This window comes from uncultured Brachyspira sp., assembly GCF_934747485.1.
In the GTDB taxonomy this organism is placed as follows: Bacteria; Spirochaetota; Brachyspiria; order Brachyspirales; family Brachyspiraceae; genus Brachyspira.
Map to the genome: position 1 here is coordinate 1 of NZ_CAKVGN010000006.1, position 19586 is coordinate 19586.

The following is a 19586-nucleotide window of genomic DNA, read 5'->3' on the forward strand; positions in this document are numbered from 1 at the left end:
AATTGGGTTATTTATATTATAAGGAATACCTACTTTTTTTAACTAAAAAATGTGCAATATCTCTGGCTCCTAAACATTAATTTCATTTTTTGTAGGTTGTAATTTTTGCTAATATAAATTATTATTATCACTTGATTTATATAAGGAATTTGTTTTTTATGAGTAAGATTTTATTGCAGATAAAAGAAAAAAAGATATATTTTTTAATATCCATATTAATATTTATAGCAGATACAGTTTCAAAATATTTTGTTGATAAATATTTACAGGTTATTGGTTATAAAAATATTATTGGTGATATATTAGTATTTATATACACAAGAAATTATGGAGTTTCTTTTGGGTTTCTCAATAATGTACCGGAGGTTATAAAGCATATTATACCGGAGTTTTTAAAGGTTGTTGTTTTTTTAGCAATGATTGTTGTATTTTATATAATAACAATAATAGATAAAAACAAGCAGAAAATATCGATTATTGGCTTTAGCATGGTATTAGGCGGAGCTATGGGCAATTTGTTGGATAGAATTATGAGAGGTTTTGTAACTGATTTTATTAATATGGGTTTTAACTTAAATATTAGATTTCCTTGGAATTATAATATTGCTGATGCTGCCATTACTATTGGTATTGTTGTTATAGCTGTAGGTGTATTTTTCTTTAAAGAAGATTTTGACAGTAGTTTTAAGAAAAAAGAAAATAAATAATGAAATAATAAATGTATAGTTTTTTAATAAAAGAAAAAGATTTAAATAAAAGACTTGATATATTTGTAAGCGAGCAATTGAATATAAGCAGGTCTCAAGTAAAAAATTATTTATCTTGTATATTAGTTAATAATAATAATATAAAAAAACTTTCATATTCTCTAAAGCTTAATGATATTGTAGAGATAAACATAAAGACAGATGATAATAAAGAAGATGATATATTAGCAGAGAATATTGATTTGGATATTTTGTATGAAGATGAATATTTATTGGTTGTAAATAAGCCTTGCAATATGAGTGTTCATTGTTCTTCTTCTGAAAAGCATGGTACTTTGGTTAATGCTTTGCTTTATCATATAAAAGATTTTAATTTTGTTGGAGACAAGAGTAGGGCGGGTATTATACATAGATTAGATAAAGACACTTCTGGTATAATGATTGTAGGAAAGAATGCTGATATAGTTTCTGCTATTCAAGAGCAATTTAAAAATAGAACAATAAAAAAGATTTATCATGCTATAGTTATAGGTGTATTGAGAGAGAATTTTTATGAGATTAATTTGCCTATAGGAAGGCATAGTGTTTATAGAAAAAAAATGACAGTTCGTGAAGATGGTAAAAAGGCTTTGAGTTATATAAAAGTATTAAACAGATTTAAAAAGCATAGTTTAATAGAAGTTAATATTAAAACAGGACGTACTCATCAAATAAGAGTTCATTGTTCATATAAAGGTTTTCCTGTAGCAGGAGATAAGATTTATTCTAAGAGTTATTCTAACTATAGTAATTTAATGTTAATAGCGAAAGAAATAGAGTTCAGTCACCCAATTAGCGGCGAGATTATGAAATTTGAAGTTGATTATACAGATTATTTTAAGGACTTTTTGATTTCAGATGAAATTTAAAAAAATAAGCCAATTGAAATATTTAATTTACAATTGGCTTATATAAAGTTTTTAAGCATATGCATCTAAATTTTTTCCTAAATTATAATTTACTTTAACTGAAGTACCCTGTCCAGAGATGAATTCATTTATTCTGATTATGGAATCAGATAAATTATAAACATTAAGCCCTGCACTATACATATGTCCAGTTAATGGAAACATTTTAGATGAATAAATAGAATTAATAGAAACCTCCATTTTTTACCTCCTAAATGTTTTATATGTATATTATCGGATTTTAGTTATTATTATTCATTGTAGTATATATGAAAAGATAATATTTTTTATTTTTTGTGTATAAAAAAATCAAATATTGCATTATAAGGGTTTTTTATTTAAGTATTAAAAACTTGATTTAGCTAATAAAATTTATATACTAAAATTATAGAATATTAATTAATTAAGGAGTTTTCTATTATGAGAAAAATATTCATTATAAGTTTCATGCTTATAATAGCAACAATTTTCATCATATCTTGCGGCGGAGGTACTAAAGATAATACAGCAACTGCAAATGCTAATGGTCCGCTTATTGGAGTTACAATTTATCGTTATGATGATAACTTTATGTCATTTTTAAGAAGAAACATTGAAACTAGAATAGCAGGCAAAGCTCAGCTTATTATGAACGATTCACAAAATAATCAGGCTCAGCAAAATGACCAAGTAGATGTTATGCTTAATAAAAATGTAAATGCTTTGGCTATTAACTTGGTAGACCCTCAAGCTGCTCAAACTATTATAGATAAAGCTAAAGCTAAAAATTTACCAGTTATTTTCTTTAACAAACAGCCTAGTGCAGAAGCTATGGCTAGCTATGACAAAACTTGGTATGTAGGTACTAAACCAGAAGAATCTGGCGATATGCAAGGAAAAATCGTAGTAGATGCTTGGAAAGCAGACCCTACTTTAGATAAAAATGGCGATGGTGTTATACAATATGTATTAATTAAAGGTGAACCAGGTCACCCAGATGCTGAAGCAAGAACTTCTCATGTAACTATGTATATTACTAATAATGGAATTAAAGTAGAAAAATTAGAAGAATTAAATGCTAACTGGGACACTGCTAGAGCTAAAGATATAGTAGATGCTTGGATACAAAAATATGGAGATAAAATAGAGTTTATTTTCTCTAACAATGATGCTATGGCTTTAGGTGCTTTACAATCTATACAGGCTTTAGGATACAACACAGGTGATAAAGCTAAATATATTCCTATAGTAGGTGTAGATGCTATTCCTGATATGTTGAACGAAATCAAAAAAGGTACAATACTTGGTTCTGTTCTTAATGACCCAGTTGGACAATCTCAGGCTCTTATAGATTTATCTTTGAATGTTGCTGCTGGTAAAGACCCATTAGATGGTACTACTTGGACTTTAGATGAGGTAAAAGCTGTACGTGTTCCTTATGTTCCTATAACTGCAGATAATATTACTATTGCTGAAGAAGCTTATAAGTAATAAATATTATTTATTAACGGGGATATTATGTTTTTATAATGTCCCCTAATTTTGCATTTTTTAATTTTTTATATCGTATTTAGTTTTGCAATTTTTTAAGGATTTTATTTTTATGGAAGAGAGAAAAGTAATTCTTGAGATGAAGGGTATATCAAAATATTTCCCCGGTGTTCAAGCTTTAGATAAGGCTGAGCTTGTTGTGAGAGAGGGAAGTGTTGTAGCCCTTATGGGAGAGAATGGTGCTGGAAAATCCACCCTTATGAAATGTTTATTTGGTATTTACCATAAAGATGAAGGAACAATATTATTAGATGGTAATGAGGTTAATTTCACTTCTCCAAAACAGGCTTTAAATAATGGTGTAGCAATGGTGCATCAGGAGCTTAATCAGGTTAGGCAAAGAAACATACAAGATAATATTTGGCTTGGTAAATATCCTACTAAATTTGGATTTGTAGATGAGAAAAAGATGTATGATGATACTAAGGCTATTTTTGATGATTTAGAAATACCTTTAGACCCTAAAACTAAGGTTTCTACATTATCAGTATCTGAGATGCAAATGGTTGAAATAGCAAAGGCGGTATCATATAATTCTAAAATACTTGTTTTAGATGAACCTACTAGTTCGCTTACAGAAAAAGAAGTTGCTAAATTATTTAAAATAATAAGAAAACTTCAAAGTCGCGGCGTGGGTATGATATATATTTCGCATAAAATGGAAGAGATACTGCAGATATCTGATGAAGTTACAATAATGCGTGACGGTAAATTTGTTTCTACTACTCATGCAAAAGAATTAACAACCGACCTTATTATTAAACAGATGGTTGGACGTGATTTGACTAATAGATTCCCTCCTAAAACTAACACACCTGCTGAAGGAATTTTAGAGATTAAAAATTTTACAGCTTTCTATCAGCCTTCTCTCACTGATATTAATTTTAGTGTGAGAAAAGGGGAGATTTTTGGCATAGCAGGTCTTGTTGGAGCAAAAAGAACAGAAGTGCTTGAAAGTATATTTGGTATGCGTACTTTATCAAGCGGCAGTATTATTAAAAATGATAAAGATATTAAAAATAATACAACAAGAAAAGCTATTAAACATGGATTTGCTTTGGTAACAGAAGAGAGAAGACAGACTGGAATATTTGGTATGCTTTCTATTAATTTCAATTCTGTAATAGCTAATATAGATAATTATAAAGGTAATTTTGGATTTTTGAATAATAAAAAGATGAGAGATGATACCAAATGGGTAATAGACAGTATGCAGGTAAAGACTCCTTCAGAGAAAACAGCTATACAAACATTATCAGGGGGTAATCAGCAGAAGGTAATATTGGGCAGATGGCTTTTGAGTGCTCCTGATATTCTTATGCTTGATGAGCCTACGAGGGGTATTGATGTAGGGGCGAAATATGATATATATAAACTTATAATAGATTTAGCTACGGAAGGTAAGACTATTATTATGGTTAGCTCTGAAATGCCTGAGTTGCTTGGTATAACCGATAGGATAATGGTTATGAGTAATGGAAGGGTTGCGGGTATAGTTGATACGGCTAATACTAATCAAGAAGAAATAATGGCATTATCTGCCAAATATTTATAATTTATTAATAAAGGAATAATATATGTCAGACAAAAATTCTACTATAAACAAAATTTCTAAATTTATACTGAATAATGCCATATTTGCTGCACTTTTGCTCATACTTATTGGTATTATTATTAAAGAGCCATCTTTCTTTAGACTTAGCAACTTTGTAAACATTTTTGCTCAGGCTTCTACTCGTATGATTATTGCTGTGGGTATTGGTACTTTATTAGTAACTCAGGGTAATGACCTTGGTGCTGGCAGAGCTGTTGGTCTTGCTGCGGTTGTTAGTGCTTCTCTTTTACAATCTGCTACTAACCCTACTAGAATGTATCCTGATTTGCCTTTACTTCCTGTTATATTACCTATACTTTTAGTTATGCTTATACTTATGGTATTTGGTTTTATAAATGGTTTTATTATTTCTAAACTTTATGTAACTCCATTTATTGCCACTTTGGGTATGCAGCTTATACTTTACGGTGTTACTAGTACTTATTTTGACAGACCTCCTTATGGTGCTCAGCCTATCGGAGGACTTGACCCTCGCTTTACTAATCTTGCTCAGGGCGGTATAAAATTAGGAAGCATTACAATATCATATTTAATAATATTTGCTGTGATTATTACTTTGATTATGTGGGTAATTTGGAATAAAACTAAATTGGGTAAAAACATATTTGCGGTTGGTGGCAATCCTGAAGCTGCAGCTGTTAGTGGTGTAAACATTCCTCTTACTCTTATGATAGTTTATACTATGGCTGGTGCTTTATATGGTATAGCTGGTTCTTTAGAGGTTGCTCGTGTTGGTTCTGCTACAAACAACTTGGGTAATGGTTATGAGCTTGATGCTATTGCTGCTTGTGTTGTGGGCGGAGTTTCTTTCTCTGGAGGTATTGGTTCTATTTTGGGTATTGTATCTGGGGTTTTGATATTCCAAGTTATTAACTACGGTATGACTTTCGTTGGTATTTCACCTTATATGCAATACATTATTAAAGGTGCTATCATCATTGCTGCTGTTGCTGTTGATACTCAAAAATATTTGAAAAAGGTTTGATGAATCGTGGAAAATGATCCTTTTAGAACAGAGTTTAATAAAAAAGAGACAAGAAAAAGAACTATCAAGTCTTGGATATTTTTTGGATTTGTGTTTCTAATTTTTGTGATTGCTGAATTGATTAGATATATCAAGGGTTTGATTTAGTGATTTATTAATTATTGGATATAATAGAGCTATTGCTAATAATTAGTAGTAATAGCTCTTTTATTTTATTAAATTATAGAGATAATTTGTATATTAATTATTTTAATATATACCTAAACATTATATTTTTTATTATATAAATTTTTATTTTATTCAACTTTTCATGCCTTACACGCTGTGAACCTCGTCGAAGTTTTTGCCTTTCTGACACGCTTCGCGAAAGTGCAAATACTTTAATTTTATATATTAGAATATATAAAATTAATGATTGTATTTTGCATAAAAATGCAGTTCTTTTGGTTCTTTTATACCAATAAAAGAACTGGGGTGCGGGGCAAAGCCCTGCAAATATATTAATTTAAACAAATAATTTTTTTATATTAATGCATGTTTTATTCAACTTTTTCCCGCCTTCGCTTTGCGGACTTCGTCAAAGTTTTCGCCCTTCGGACACACTTCGCGAAAGTGCAAGTTAAGAAAATAATATTATTTTATATATAATTAGACTAAAACAATATGAATATTTAATAACTTATTTTTAACAACTACATTATTAAAATATTTTGTTATAGAAATGGCAATAAGGTATAGAGCCTTTTCTCTCATAATAATTTTGATGATAATCTTCTGCTGGGTAGAAGTTTTTATACTCTCTTAAAGTTGTTGCCACATCATAATGTTTTTCTGTGAGCATATTTATGTATTTTTGAGCTATTTCTTTTTCTTCTTCTGTTTGATAAAAAATAGCTGATAAATACTGCGAACCTATATCTGGACCTTGACCATTTTTTTGAGTAAAGTCATGAGTTTCAAAGAATAATTTAACTAAATCTTCATAAGTAGTTTCATCAGGGTTATAAGCAACTTGTACAGTTTCTAAATGACCTGTAAGACCAGTGCAAACTTCTTGATATGTTGGGTTTATTTTGTGACCTCCTGCATATCCGCTTATAACAGCATATACTCCTTTTCCTTTTTCAAACCAATATTCAGTTCCCCAAAAACAGCCAGAAGAAAAATAAGCATATTTAACATTTTCTGGAATCATTTTTATCTCCTCCTTATTTTCTTTAACATTTGAAGATTCTCTGTTTAATTTTTCATTGCAGGATATTAAAGAAAATATGGAAATCATTGCTATTAAAACAATTTTTCTCATATATAGTTTTTACCTCATTATTATTTATTTGTAGTATCATTAGTTTTCTCAAAATCTGCTTTGTTTATAAAATTTAAAGATACAGAATTAATACAATATCTTGTTTGTTTATCAGTAAAACCTTCATTGTAGAATACATGTCCTAAATGTCCGCCGCATTTTGCACATAGCACTTCTACTCTGCATCCGTCTTTTACAAATTCTATGTTTTCAGCTATTGCATCATCAAAACTTGGCCAACCTGTACCTGAATTAAACTTGGCATCAGATTTAAATAATAAGCTTCCGCATAATTTACAAGTATAAACCCCATCATCTTTCACATCTAAAAGTTCGCCTGTAAAAGGAAACTCTGTGCCTTTATTTATTAACACGTCATATTCTTTTGATGTTAATTTAGATGTAGATACTTTTATATCATCTATATTATTATTATTTGATATATTAGATTTATTTGTTTGAACTATTATATTTTCTATCTCTTTTCCGTTGCAAGATATAAATATAATAGATATTATAAAAATTAATATTTTATACAAATTAAAACTCCTATTAAATTGTTTTTTAAATTACATATATACCCTATATGAAAAATATAATAAAAATATAAATATTTACAATTATTTATATAATTTTAGAGGGAAGGTTAAAGTTTTTCCGCTTCTAATATCTAATATGTTTCCAGTTGTATCTATAATTTTACTTCCAAACATAGTTGTAAATCTTTTATATTTTATATTTACAGGCAATAATAAATATTCTATATTACCTGTATCTATATCAATTCTATAAAGTATCATACTCTCTTTTGGATTTTTATCATTTTCCATGTTATCTTTTGATATAGCAGGATTATCAAAATATATCTTTTTATCTAAATAAAATATTCCTCCGTCATATTCACAATGAAACACAGATGATAATTCTACTTTCCACACTATTTTTCTGTTGCTGTAAAAGGCAATAGATTTATTTGATTCCATTAATATAAAGTCTTTTTCTACAGAATATATATTTGTTACTTTCATATTTGGATTTTCTAATTGTATTTTGCCGTCATTTAGAGTAATTAAATTTATTTGATATAATATTTTATTATTTACAGCAGATGGATATGTAAACATTGTTCTTTTTTCATCAAAAGCTCCGTCAGCTATAAATGTATTTTCTTTTAACGTATATGCTATTTTTTTCTCTTCTATGTTATATAAAAAAACATTAGTTCTATTAAATTCTTTAGCCCTGCATATTATCAATTTTGGGTTAGCTGTAAAATATGCCTCATAAACATACATTCCAGATAATTCTAAAAATACTTTATTAGTGCCTATTTCTACAATCTTTAATGTATTATTTGAAGTATTAACACTATCTACAGATATAGTTATTACTTTTTTGCCGTCTAAAGATAAATCTAATATAGAATAAGATTTAGCATTCTTATGAAATATTCTGCATTTATCAAGACTAAAATCATAGAAGAAACTATTATAGGAACCTTTAAAATATGGAGTAAATATGCCTCTATTATTTTTTTTGTCTATATATATATAATAGTCTTTTTTGTCTGTTTTATTAAAAATAACATTTTGTTTTATTATCATAAGTTTTTACCCTCTTTTTCATTATTAATTCTTACTTCCATTAGTATATTAACTTTTGCATCACTTTTATTTTCTAATACGGCATAATTATCATATAGTTCTACTACTTTTGCCTTTGTTATTAATGTTTTTTTAGTTTTATAAAATCTATATATATAAAGCATTTCGCTTGTATACCAAAAATCTCCATCAGCATTTTCTCTAGTTTGCTGATATGCAGAAGAGGAATTATTATTTACAGTGCTTTGATATTGTTTAGATATATTACTTTTTTGATTATTAGAAGTTTGTTCATTATTAATAGCTTGCTTATCATTAGTAATTTGTTGAGTATTAGTGATTTGTTGACTATTAGTTATATAATTATTTGTAGTATAAAAATTGGTATTGTTATGAACTACAAAATTATTTGGGTCTATATTATTTGTTAATATTCCATTAGTTAGAGAGCTTTGTTTTCTTTCGTTAATTTTATTTATGAGATATTCATTATTAGGAGGTAAATCCAAGTAGCGTTCTAAACTATATATTTCAAATTCATCTCCTATTTTTATATTATTTCTTTTTCCTAAGTTTATAAATATTTTATTATCTTCTACTCTTGTAACACTTCCAATTAAAGGCGGTATTTTCAAAAATTCTGCTATATCATTTGCTATATTATTGAAAGCTAAGATACTAGCCCAGCCTAATGCACTTTCATAAAATAAAGCATCTTCAGAATTATATACATCACTATTTCCCGGAAGTATATAGCTTGCAGAATTTGTAAAAGTTTTTAAAGTTTTTAAAGTATTTATATCTATAAGATTAACTTCAAACTCTACATTAGCAGTATCTTTTCCGCCGCGTTTTAGGTTAAAATCGAGAACCTCTCCAGTAATTAAATAATCAGACTCAAAAGTTTCTTTAACAAAATCGCCCGCTACAGTGAGATTTGTAGATAATGTTTTATATTCTACAACATTGTCATAAGATTCAAAATATGATATAAGCAAATCATAATCACTTACATCAAACATATGAGTATTTTTTAAAGATATTTCAAAAGCTCTCGGCATACCGTCATCAACCATATATTCATCTATCCAGTTTTTATCTTTACTTAGAAAAGGCAGCACCGTTACTTTTATACTATATAAATTAGAATTGAATAATGTTAATAAAAATAATAATGAAATAATTTTGTATTTTAACATATATTTAATAATCTTTTCCTATAGTTTTATCTTTTTTGTTTTTTTCATAAGTCGTTATTGTTCCTATAGAGATTAAAGCAAATAACAATCCAAAAATAAATATAAATTTTCTTAAAATATTCATTTTTATAAGACCTTTTATTTTATTGTTAACTTATATTATATATTAAGCATATACCAATTTCAATACTGTAATTTAGCTTTTAAAGATATATATATAAATAATTTTCTAAAAGTTTTAATAATTACTATTGACAACAATATGTTTTTTATATATAACATATTATAAATATAAAATTTTTAGGAAATGTAAAATATTTATGAATAATGCAGTTATTATTAATAATATGCTTTGTCTCATGCAAATGCAAAAAATAATTACGGCTGCATAATAATATTAAATATTGATTTTGTAATTACAGCCGTCAAATTTTTTGGCGGCTTTTTTATTTTTAAATTACAACAAAATATTTAGGAGTTTATATGTCAAGACAATTAAAATTTGAAACTTTATCTGTTCATGCAGGGCAAGAGAATAATGATGTATTTGGAAGCAGAGGTGTACCTATATATAAAACAACTTCTTATATGTTTAAAAGCTCTAAACATGCTGCTGATTTATTTGATTTAAAAGAGTTAGGCTATATTTATACGAGATTAGGCGACCCAACCACAGACGTATTAGAAAAGAGAATTACAGCAATGGAAAACGGTAAATCTTCTATAGCGGTGTCTTCTGGAACAAGTGCCATATTTAATACTATGATTACTATATGTGAGGTTGGCGATGAGATATTATCATCTTTTAGTTTATATGGAGGCACATATTCTCAGTTTGCTGCCATACTTCCGAAATTTGGAATTAACACAAACTTTGTTGATGCAAAAGACCCAAAAAACTTTGAAAAAGCAATTACTAAAAAGACAAAAGTAATATATATAGAAACAATATCAAACCCTTCATTAGATTTTACAGATATAGAAGAAGTGGCAAAAATAGCTCATGATAACAATATACCATTAATAGTAGACGGTACTTTTACAACACCATATTTGCTTCAAACAATAAATCATGGAGCTGATATAGTAATTAACTCTCTAACAAAATGGATTGGCGGGCATGGAAGCAGCGTTGGAGGGGCAGTTACAGATGCTGGTAAGTTTAATTGGAAAGATGATAAGTTTACTTTGTTTACTCAGCCTGATGCTAATTATCATGGTTTAAAATGGGCTTATGATTTGCCTGAAGAATTAAGAGATATTGCTTTTACTATGAGATTTAGAACTGTGCCGTTAAGAAACTTAGGAGCTTGTTTGTCGCCTGATAATTCTTGGGTATTTATTCAGGGAATGGAATCTTTGCCTTTGAGAATGGATAGGCATTCATTTAATGCTATGAAGGTTGCTGAGTTTTTAGAAAAAGATGATAGGGTTGAGTGGGTGAGGTATCCCGGTCTTAAGAATGATACTTCATATAATATAGCTAAAAAATATTTGAAAGATAATAAGTTTGGGGGTATGGTTGTATTTGGCATAAAGGGCGGATATGATGCTGCTGTTAAGTTTATAGACAATATAAAATTATTTTCTCATCTTGTTAATGTGGGCGATGTTAAGAGTTTGGTGGCACATCCTGCTTCTACAACACATTCTCAATTGTCTGAAGAAGAGTTAATAAATGCAGGTATTACTAAAAACTTTATAAGACTTTCTATAGGAATAGAGCATATAGATGATATATTATATTATCTTGATGAGGCTTTAACTATAGCGAGTAAATAATAAATAAAAAATAGAGTGAGTTATGTATGATAGAGTATTTTGATTATAATAAAACTTTTAAATTTGAAAACTCTGCTGCTATAGATAATTTAAAAATAGCATACACTACAAACGGTAAATTAAATGATAAAAAAGATAATGCCATATTGATTTGTCATGCTTTTACAGGAGACAGTGATGTTTTAACTTGGTGGAGCAATTTTGTAGGCAAGAAAAAGGCTATAGATACAGATAAATATTTTGTGATATGTTCAAATGTACTTGGAGGCTGCTACGGCACAACTGGTCCTTCATCAAAGAAGCCAAATAGTCATTTATGTTATGGTACAGATTTTCCAAGCTTTACTATGAAAGATATTGTAAAGGCTCAAAAATTATTAATAGATTATTTAAAAATAGATAAGCTTTATGCAATTGTAGGCGGCTCTATGGGAGGAATGCAGGCTTTAGAGTGGAGTGCATCATACCCAAATATGATGGATAAGCTCATTATTATAGCAAGCTGTATGACCCATTCACCTATGCAAATAGCTTTTAATGAAATATCAAGACAGGCTATCACAGAAGACTCAGAATGGTATGGAGGCAAATATTATGGCATATCCACTCCAGATAATGGTCTTGCTTTGGCTAGAATGCTTGGGCATATCACATATATGAGCGAAGAGTATATGAGAAAAAAATTTGGAAGAAGAAGAAAAAAAGCTTTAAAATATTTTACGCCTTCCTTTGAAGTGGAAAATTATTTGCATTATAATGGTGAAAAGTTTAGCGAGAGATTTGATGCTAATAGTTTTTTGTATCTTACTAAGGCTATGGATTTGTTTGATGTGAGAGATGATATAAAAAAAATAAAGAAGCATTCTATAGATAAAGTTTTTGTAATATCATTTGTATCAGATTGGCTTTATCCGAGTTATCAGTCTGAAGATATAGTAAAAACTTATAGAGAACTTAATATTGATACTGAGTTTCATGAATTAAAATCAAACTATGGACATGATGCTTTTTTGCTTAAAAATGATGAGCAGACAAAATATATAAAAAACTTTTTAAACTCTTAATAATATTTATTTTTTAGGGAACTTTTGTATTTAAAAGCTCGTCTAATAATATATAAATAATATTTATGGAGATAAATATGAAACAGGTTTTAAGCATTATTTTTATCGTATCAATTTTATCAGTACCGGCTTTTGCTAAGAATTATTCTTCTTATAACAAAGCTAATAATTATTCTTATTGTGACGGCGAAGTTTATAATTATGGATATTTTATTTATAATTCTGCTTCTCTCACTAAAGAGCAATTAGCTGAAATAACAAAATTAAAAACTGAATATCAGCCAAAGATTTCTGAGTTGAAACAAAAAATAAATACAGAAAAAACAAAAATGCGTTTAGAAATGCTTAAAGAAAATCCAGACAGTGAGATAATTAATAATTCAATGAATTTAAATATTGAATATGCAAAAGAGTTACAAAATATATCAAACGAGTTTTTAGCAAAATATAGAGCAATAAAAGACAGTAAGTAATTAATAATAAATCAAGGAAGAAATAAAAAAGAGAATTTATTTTTATTATAAATTCTCTTTTTTTATTTGTATTTATTGTAAATTAATAAATATATTTGTATTAATTCCAATATTTTTTCATTCTCTCTTTTAGAGAAGACTTATATTTTTCAAAATCATTAATAGGCTCTCTTGCAAGCCACTCATCACAAGCAGCTTTAGCAACAGCAGGAGATACCCATTCTATAACCCTCGGGTCAAAAGGTTTTGGCACTATATAATTTTTACCAAACTCAAAAGTTTTGTTTCCATAAGCCCTAAAAACTTTCTCAGGCACTTTTTCTTTAGTAAGAGCTGCCAAAGCTGCGGCCATTTTCATTTTTTCTGATATAGCCTTTGCCTTCACATCTAAAGCCCAACTAAATATAAATAGAAAACCTAATACATTGTTAATCTGATTAGGATAATCGCTTCTTCCTGTAGCCATTATTAAATCATCTCTTACAGCTATAGCCTTTTCGTATTGTATCTCATGGTTAGCCATAGCAAATATTATAGGGTTTTTAGCCATAGATTTAACCATATCCTCACTAACACAATCAGCAACAGAAAGTCCAGCAAATACATTAGCCCCTTTCATAGCTTCTTCTAAATTTTTTACTTTTAAATCTGTTGCAAACTCTCTTTTCTCTTATGTAACAGATTCTATTCTCTTTTTAGTAATAACACCTTTACTGTAGCACATAATAATGTTTTCTTTAGGCACACCCAAAGCTATAAACATCTTAGCACAAGAAATACCCGCAGAACCAGCACCATTAAAAACTATCTTAGCATTTTTTTTATCTATATTTGAAATCTCTAAAGCATTAATCAAAGCGGCAGAACATATTATAGCAGTGCCATGTTGGTCATCATGAAACACAGGTATATCACATTTTTCTATTAAAGTTTTTTCTATTTTGAAGCATTCAGGAGCTTTTATATCTTCAAGGTTAATTCCTCCGAATGTAGGCTCTAATGCTTTAACTATTTCTATAATTTTGTCAGGATTTTTTTCATTTATCTCTATATCAAAAACATCAATATCAGCAAAGCGTTTAAATAATATACCCTTTCCTTCCATTACAGGTTTTGAAGCTAAAGCCCCTCTATCTCCTAAACCAAGTATAGCAGTTCCGTTTGAAATAACTGCTACTAAGTTTCATTTGGAAGTGTATTTGTATGCCTCATTTGGGTTTTCTGCTATTTCAAGTACAGGTTTAGCAACACCCGGAGTATATGCTAAAGATAAATCATCAGCAGTTTTACAAGGTTTTGTAGATACTACTTCTATTTTAATAATATTATTATTGGATATATACTTTATGTCTAAAGAACTTTCTATCACTTAAAAAAATTGCAATTTAATTTTTAATGGTTTTTATTATTATAAATTGAATTTGTATATTTTTACATATTTTATTTTATATTTTTTATGAATAAAGTATGTAAATATGTATTTTTTGTATTTAATATAATAAATAATAATCAAGATATTATTTATATATATAATATTATTGTATCTAATAATAACCTTTTTTGTTCATTTAAATTTGAAAATTGTGAATTAATGTACTATAATGTATAGCATAATATATTAATCATAGGAAATATTATTATGATAGAAAAAGTATTAAAATGGTTTGAAAAAATAAACAGCATACCTAGGGAATCTGATAAAGAAGAGAGGATAAGTAATTTTTTAGTGGATTTTGCTAAGGAAAGGAATTTGGAAGTATATCAAGATGAGGCTTTGAATGTAATAATAAAGAAGCCTGCTACAAAGGGATATGAAAATGCTCCGACAGTGATAATACAAGGGCATATGGATATGGTATGTGAGAAAGCACAGGGTTCTAATCATAATTTTGATGAGGATCCTATAGCTTTTATAAGGGAAGGAGATATATTGCGTGCTGATAATACTACATTGGGAGCAGATGACGGTATAGCTATAGCATATGGATTAGCTTTGTTAGATTCTAATGACATAGAGCATCCTAATTTAGAGATTTTATGCACTACAGCAGAAGAGACTACCATGAATGGTGCTTTGTCTTTAAGCAAGGAACATTTGAAAGGAGAGATAGTATTAAATATAGATGGAGAAGAAGAGGGAGTATTTTTAATTAGCTCTGCCGGCGGTATAACATCTTTAGTATCATTTGATATAAACAGAGAGAAGTGTAGCGGAGATTTAGCTAAGATAGTTGTGTCTGAGCTTAAAGGCGGACATTCTGGTATGGAGATAAATAAGCAAAGGGCAAATGCTATAAAATTGATGGGAAGAATATTGTATGAAGTGAAAGATTTAATAAATATAGTTAATATAAAAGGAGGCTCCAAAGATAATGCTATAGCTACATATGGGGAAATTGTTGTAGCTTCTAATAATATGAAGAGGGTAAAAGAGATTATATCAAAAATTTCTTTAATGATAAAAGCAGAATATGAATTTGAAGACCCTGATATAAAAATAGATATTGAAGATTTTAGAGAGAAAAGAGATGAGATGTTTTCTAAAGATTTAACAGAAAATATAATAGAGTTTATTTACAGCATGCCTTATGGTGTAGAATATATGTTTAATAATGATGAATTAAAAGGAGTTGTAAAGGCTAGTTTAAATTTAGGTATAGTTGAAGAAAAAGACAAAGAGGTTTTATTTACTATATCTATAAGAAGTGCGGTAGACAGCATTTTAGATGAGATAAGAAACAAAATAAAGATTTTAGCTAATAGAATGAATGCTAAAGTAGAAGAAAACAGTGCTTATCCTTCTTGGCAATATAGTAAAGATTCTAATATAAGAAATATAATAGTAAATACTTATAAAGATTTTTCTGGCAAAGAGCCTATAATAACAGCAGTTCATGCTGGATTGGAATGCGGTATATTAAAGAATCTTATTCCTAATGCAGATATTATAAGTTTTGGACCAGACATTTTTAGAGTTCATACTCCAGATGAATATTGCTCTATATCTTCAGTAGAGAGAACGTTTGAATATCTTAAAAAGATACTATCTGAAATAAAATAATAATTTTTAAGGAGAAATTATGTCGGAGACTAAAAAAAAGAAAAAATTATCATTTCCAACAGCATTTACAGTTTTATTTATAGTTTTGTTTTTGTCATGTATATTGACTTATATCATTCCTGCTGGTCTGTATTCCAAATTGTCTTATGATTCTGCTAAGAATGTATTTGCAATTACTGATTCCAAAGGCAATATAACAGAGATGCCTGCTACACAGGAGAGCTTAGACCAATTAAAGATTACAGGAGATATTGAGAAATTTTTAGACGGCAGCATTAATAAGCCTGTATCAATACCCGGAACCTATGAGAAAGTTGAACAGAAGCCTCAGGGGGCAAAAGAATTTATAATAGCACCTATATCTGGTGTATATGATACAATAGGAATAATTTTATTTGTGTTTATTTTGGGCGGTATTATAGGTGTATTGAATGCAATAGGGGCTTTTAGTGCAGGTATTGCTGCATTATCAAGAGCCACTAAAGGAAAAGAGTTTATATTAATAATAGCAGTTACTGCATTAATATCTTTAGGCGGTACAACTTTTGGTTTAGCAGAAGAGACCATAGCATTATATCCTATATTGGTTCCTGTATTCTTAGCAGCTAAATATGATGTACTTGTATGTATTGCTTCTGTTTATATGGGTTCTTGTATAGGAACTATGTTTGCTACTATAGGACCTTTTTCTGTGGTTGTAGCATCAAATGCAGCTGGAATTAGTTTTGCAAATGGATTTAATTTCAGGCTCATTGCATTTATTTTGGGTACGGCTTTAACTATTATTTATATTTTGGTATATGCTAAAAAAGTAAAGAAAGACCCTTCTAAATCTTTTGTATACGATCAAAGAGAAGAGTTTGAAGCTAAATTTAAAACTGAAGGTGAAGCACCTGCTTTAACTTTAAAATTTAAAATTATATTATTAGTGTTTATTGCAAGTTTTGGTGTTTTAGTTTATGGAGTTGCTTCTCAGGGTTGGTGGTTTGAGCAGATGACAGCTTTATTTTTGGTTACTGCTTTAATTATAGGATTTTTATCAGGACTTGGAGAAAAAGAGTTTATTAATCAATTTCTCATAGGTGCCGGCGATTTATTGGGAGTTGCTTTTATAGTTGGTATAGCAAGAAGTATTAATATAGTATTAGAAAATGGAATGGTTTCAGATACTATCTTATACTTTTTCTCAAATTTAGTAATGGGTATGAATAAAAATATATTTATAGTAATGATGCTGTTTATATATTTGATTTTAGGTTTCTTTATACCATCAACTTCTGGAATGGCTGTACTTTCTATACCTATTATGGCTCCTTTAGCAGATTCTGTTGGCATAGGAAGAGATGCTGTTATTTCTGCTTATGTATATGGACAAGGCTTAATGGCATTCATAACTCCTACAGGACTTGCTTTGGCTTCTTTGGCTATGGTAAATGTTACTTATAACAAATGGCTTAAATTAATATTGCCTTTTATGGGAATACTTGTAGTATTTTGTATATTAATGCTTATACTTCAAGTAAACTTATAATAATAAAATAACTAATAAAAAAGTCTTACTGCAATTAAGTAAGACTTTTTTATTTATTAAGTATAGAATAATTTTTATTTGTTTGTTTGATTTTGATCTATATAACAATAATTAAATTTATGTCTTCCTAAAGGGCTTAATACTACGTTTTTTAATTTTGGGCTAATCATGAGCGAATCTGTTTTATAATAAAGCGGTATTATAGGCATTTCCTCCATAAGTATAGCCTCAGCTTCTTTCATAGCATTCATTCTAACATTATTATCAGCGGAAGTTTTTGCTATATTAATAAAATTATCATAATTAGAATTTGAAAAACCTGTATGATTAATTCCGCTATAACTAGACATTATTTCAAGCATAGTCATAGGGTCATTATAGTCTCCAGTCCAACTCATTCTAACCATTTCATAATCTTTGTCTATTAAACTTTGTAATGTGATTGGAAACTCTTCTTGTAATATAGTAATATCTATATTTAAATTATCTTTCCACATTTGCTGTATAGTCTCTCCAAGAAGTACATAAATTCCGGGTGATACTTTTAGTTCTAAAACAGGGAAATTTTTTCCATTTGGGTATCCAGCTTCAGACATTAACATTTTTGCTTTTTCAACATTAGCTAAATAAGTTTTATTGTTTATATACTCTTGATTTTCAATTCTAAATGTTGAATTTGAGCCTCTAACAGTAGGGGCTACAAATGCTCCTGCCGGTATTTGTCCTCCTTTAGTTACATTTAATACCAAATAATTTCTGTCTATTGCTAAAGATAAAGCCTGCCTTACTCTTTTATCTTTCAAAGCATCATTAGTAATATTAAGCTCTATATAATATGTTCCAATAGCATTATTTTCTGCTATGGAATTATTAGCCTTTAGAGATTCTATTTCAGCAGAAGGAGGCTCTAAAGCAGAAAAATGTATAGAAGAGTTTTTAATACCAGACATAGCTGTATTAGGGTTACTCATTAAGATAAAGTTAATTTTTTTTGGTATTTGTTCATTTGGGTTATAATAATATTTATTTGCAGAAAACACTATCTTTTCATCTATTAGTCTTTCTGTCATAGTATAAGGTCCATTTCCTATATAGGTTTCTGGGTTTAGAGTCCATTCATCTCCATAACTATTTATTATATCTTCCCTTAATGGCATAAATATTCCAGTAGAAGCTATAAACTCAAGAAAATATGGTAAAGGATTCACCAATGTTACTTGAAATGTATAATCATCTATAGCTTTTACAGCCAATTCATTATAGTTCATAGTGCCTTCATTGATTTCTTTGGCGTTTTTTACTATTTCCATCATATATGCATATTCTGCAGCAACATTCGGATCAACGCTTCTCTTCCAAGAATATTCAAAATCTTTAGCAGTAACATTTTTTCCATCAGACCATAAAGCATTGGTTCTTAAATGAAACGTATATGTAAGTCCATCATCTGATATATCCCATTTTATTGCCATACCTTCCTGAACATTATTATTAGAGTCAATTTTAGTTAATCCTTCAAATGCATGAAGTATATAACAGGATACAGCATTTAATGAATTTAATGTTGGGTCTAAAGTTTTTGGTTCTGCACCCATATTAATAGATATATATTCGTTTATAAAAGAATTTTGTTTTGTACAAGAGATTATCGATATAAAGATAAAAAACATAATTAATACAATTTTTTTCATTTTTAATACTCCTAAAGATTTTTTACATTATATGATATGTCTATGCAAAGTCAATAAAAAATTCTATAAATAATAATTATTGCTGATTTAT

At 28.6% G+C, this 19586-nt stretch carries 19 protein-coding genes and 1 pseudogene; 11 read left to right on the forward strand and 9 right to left on the reverse strand.

The genetic code is table 11. The annotated features are described in order from the left end of the window. Nucleotides 1-158: 158 nt before the first annotated feature. Entirely contained in the window at nt 159-707 is a 549-nt protein-coding gene (lspA, locus tag Q0H31_RS01925; protein ID WP_295295431.1) for a signal peptidase II, read from the forward strand. Nucleotides 708-718: 11 nt separating this feature from the next. Then, on the forward strand, nt 719-1615 hold the full coding sequence (locus Q0H31_RS01930; protein WP_295295433.1) for an RluA family pseudouridine synthase: 897 nt from the start codon (nt 719-721) through the stop codon (nt 1613-1615). Nucleotides 1616-1666: 51 nt separating this feature from the next. Here the strand turns inward: Q0H31_RS01930 and Q0H31_RS01935 are convergent, their stop codons facing one another. Next, a complete protein-coding gene (locus Q0H31_RS01935) occupies nt 1667-1855 on the reverse strand; it encodes a hypothetical protein (protein WP_295295435.1) in 189 nt (62 codons plus the stop codon). Between the two features lie 219 nt (nt 1856-2074). On the opposite strand from Q0H31_RS01935, the gene Q0H31_RS01940 reads away from it, so the two are divergent. The 4 genes from Q0H31_RS01940 (at nt 2075) to Q0H31_RS01955 (ending at nt 5931) form a co-directional block, all read left to right on the forward strand. Beyond that, a complete protein-coding gene (locus Q0H31_RS01940; RefSeq protein WP_295295437.1) occupies nt 2075-3124 on the forward strand; it encodes a galactose ABC transporter substrate-binding protein in 1050 nt (349 codons plus the stop codon). 112 nt (nt 3125-3236) lie between these two features. Continuing rightward, a complete protein-coding gene (gene mglA, locus Q0H31_RS01945) occupies nt 3237-4739 on the forward strand; it encodes a galactose/methyl galactoside ABC transporter ATP-binding protein MglA (protein WP_295295439.1) in 1503 nt (500 codons plus the stop codon). 22 nt (nt 4740-4761) lie between these two features. Further along, nucleotides 4762-5784, forward strand: a complete 1023-nt coding sequence (gene mglC / locus Q0H31_RS01950) for a galactose/methyl galactoside ABC transporter permease MglC (protein WP_295295440.1) — start codon at nt 4762-4764, stop codon at nt 5782-5784. A gap of 6 nt (nt 5785-5790) precedes the next feature. Continuing rightward, nucleotides 5791-5931, forward strand: coding sequence for a hypothetical protein (locus Q0H31_RS01955; RefSeq protein WP_198294967.1), 141 nt, complete (start codon nt 5791-5793; stop codon nt 5929-5931). Nucleotides 5932-6484: 553 nt separating this feature from the next. Here Q0H31_RS01955 and msrA read toward each other — a convergent pair. The 4 genes from msrA to Q0H31_RS01975 form a co-directional block, all read right to left on the reverse strand. Continuing rightward, a complete protein-coding gene (gene msrA, locus Q0H31_RS01960; RefSeq protein ID WP_295295443.1) occupies nt 6485-7090 on the reverse strand; it encodes a peptide-methionine (S)-S-oxide reductase MsrA in 606 nt (201 codons plus the stop codon). 20 nt (nt 7091-7110) lie between these two features. Beyond that, a complete protein-coding gene (gene msrB, locus Q0H31_RS01965) occupies nt 7111-7629 on the reverse strand; it encodes a peptide-methionine (R)-S-oxide reductase MsrB (RefSeq protein WP_295295445.1) in 519 nt (172 codons plus the stop codon). Nucleotides 7630-7710: 81 nt separating this feature from the next. Then, nucleotides 7711-8694: a hypothetical protein gene (locus tag Q0H31_RS01970; RefSeq protein WP_295295447.1), complete on the reverse strand. Its 984-nt coding sequence runs from the start codon at nt 8692-8694 to the stop codon at nt 7711-7713. After that, the gene (locus tag Q0H31_RS01975) at nt 8691-9893 is read right to left on the reverse strand and encodes a hypothetical protein (protein WP_295295449.1); all 1203 of its coding nucleotides are present in this window, start codon (nt 9891-9893) and stop codon (nt 8691-8693) included. The genes Q0H31_RS01970 and Q0H31_RS01975 overlap by 4 nt, the downstream gene beginning before the upstream one ends. A 483-nt stretch (nt 9894-10376) precedes the next feature. Here Q0H31_RS01975 and Q0H31_RS01980 point away from each other — a divergent pair, with 483 nt between their 5' ends. From Q0H31_RS01980 to Q0H31_RS01990, 3 genes are all read left to right on the forward strand, one after another. Next, a complete protein-coding gene (locus Q0H31_RS01980) occupies nt 10377-11675 on the forward strand; it encodes an O-acetylhomoserine aminocarboxypropyltransferase/cysteine synthase family protein (RefSeq protein ID WP_295295450.1) in 1299 nt (432 codons plus the stop codon). Between the two features lie 26 nt (nt 11676-11701). Then, entirely contained in the window at nt 11702-12739 is a 1038-nt protein-coding gene (locus Q0H31_RS01985) for a homoserine O-acetyltransferase (protein WP_295295452.1), read from the forward strand. A gap of 77 nt (nt 12740-12816) precedes the next feature. Next, nucleotides 12817-13212, forward strand: a complete 396-nt coding sequence (locus Q0H31_RS01990; protein WP_295295454.1) for a hypothetical protein — start codon at nt 12817-12819, stop codon at nt 13210-13212. Nucleotides 13213-13312: 100 nt separating this feature from the next. On the opposite strand, the gene Q0H31_RS01995 is transcribed toward Q0H31_RS01990, so the two are convergent. From Q0H31_RS01995 to Q0H31_RS02005, 3 genes and pseudogenes are all read right to left on the reverse strand, one after another. Continuing rightward, a complete protein-coding gene (locus Q0H31_RS01995; protein WP_295295456.1) occupies nt 13313-13831 on the reverse strand; it encodes a hypothetical protein in 519 nt (172 codons plus the stop codon). A 51-nt stretch (nt 13832-13882) separates the two neighbouring features. Continuing rightward, on the reverse strand, nt 13883-14116 hold the full coding sequence (locus tag Q0H31_RS02000; protein ID WP_295295543.1) for a malic enzyme-like NAD(P)-binding protein: 234 nt from the start codon (nt 14114-14116) through the stop codon (nt 13883-13885). A 33-nt stretch (nt 14117-14149) separates the two neighbouring features. Continuing rightward, nucleotides 14150-14581, reverse strand: a pseudogene (locus Q0H31_RS02005) (malate dehydrogenase); the annotation flags it as partial. A 270-nt stretch (nt 14582-14851) separates the two neighbouring features. Here Q0H31_RS02005 and Q0H31_RS02010 point away from each other — a divergent pair. Further along, nucleotides 14852-16273 (forward strand): aminoacyl-histidine dipeptidase, encoded by a 1422-nt coding sequence (locus Q0H31_RS02010; RefSeq protein ID WP_295295458.1) that lies wholly within the window; start codon nt 14852-14854, stop codon nt 16271-16273. A gap of 19 nt (nt 16274-16292) precedes the next feature. After that, nucleotides 16293-17804, forward strand: a complete 1512-nt coding sequence (locus Q0H31_RS02015) for a YfcC family protein (protein ID WP_295295460.1) — start codon at nt 16293-16295, stop codon at nt 17802-17804. 74 nt (nt 17805-17878) lie between these two features. Here Q0H31_RS02015 and Q0H31_RS02020 read toward each other — a convergent pair whose 3' ends face one another. Continuing rightward, nucleotides 17879-19495 (reverse strand): peptide ABC transporter substrate-binding protein, encoded by a 1617-nt coding sequence (locus Q0H31_RS02020; RefSeq protein WP_295295462.1) that lies wholly within the window; start codon nt 19493-19495, stop codon nt 17879-17881. Nucleotides 19496-19586 lie beyond the last annotated feature (91 nt).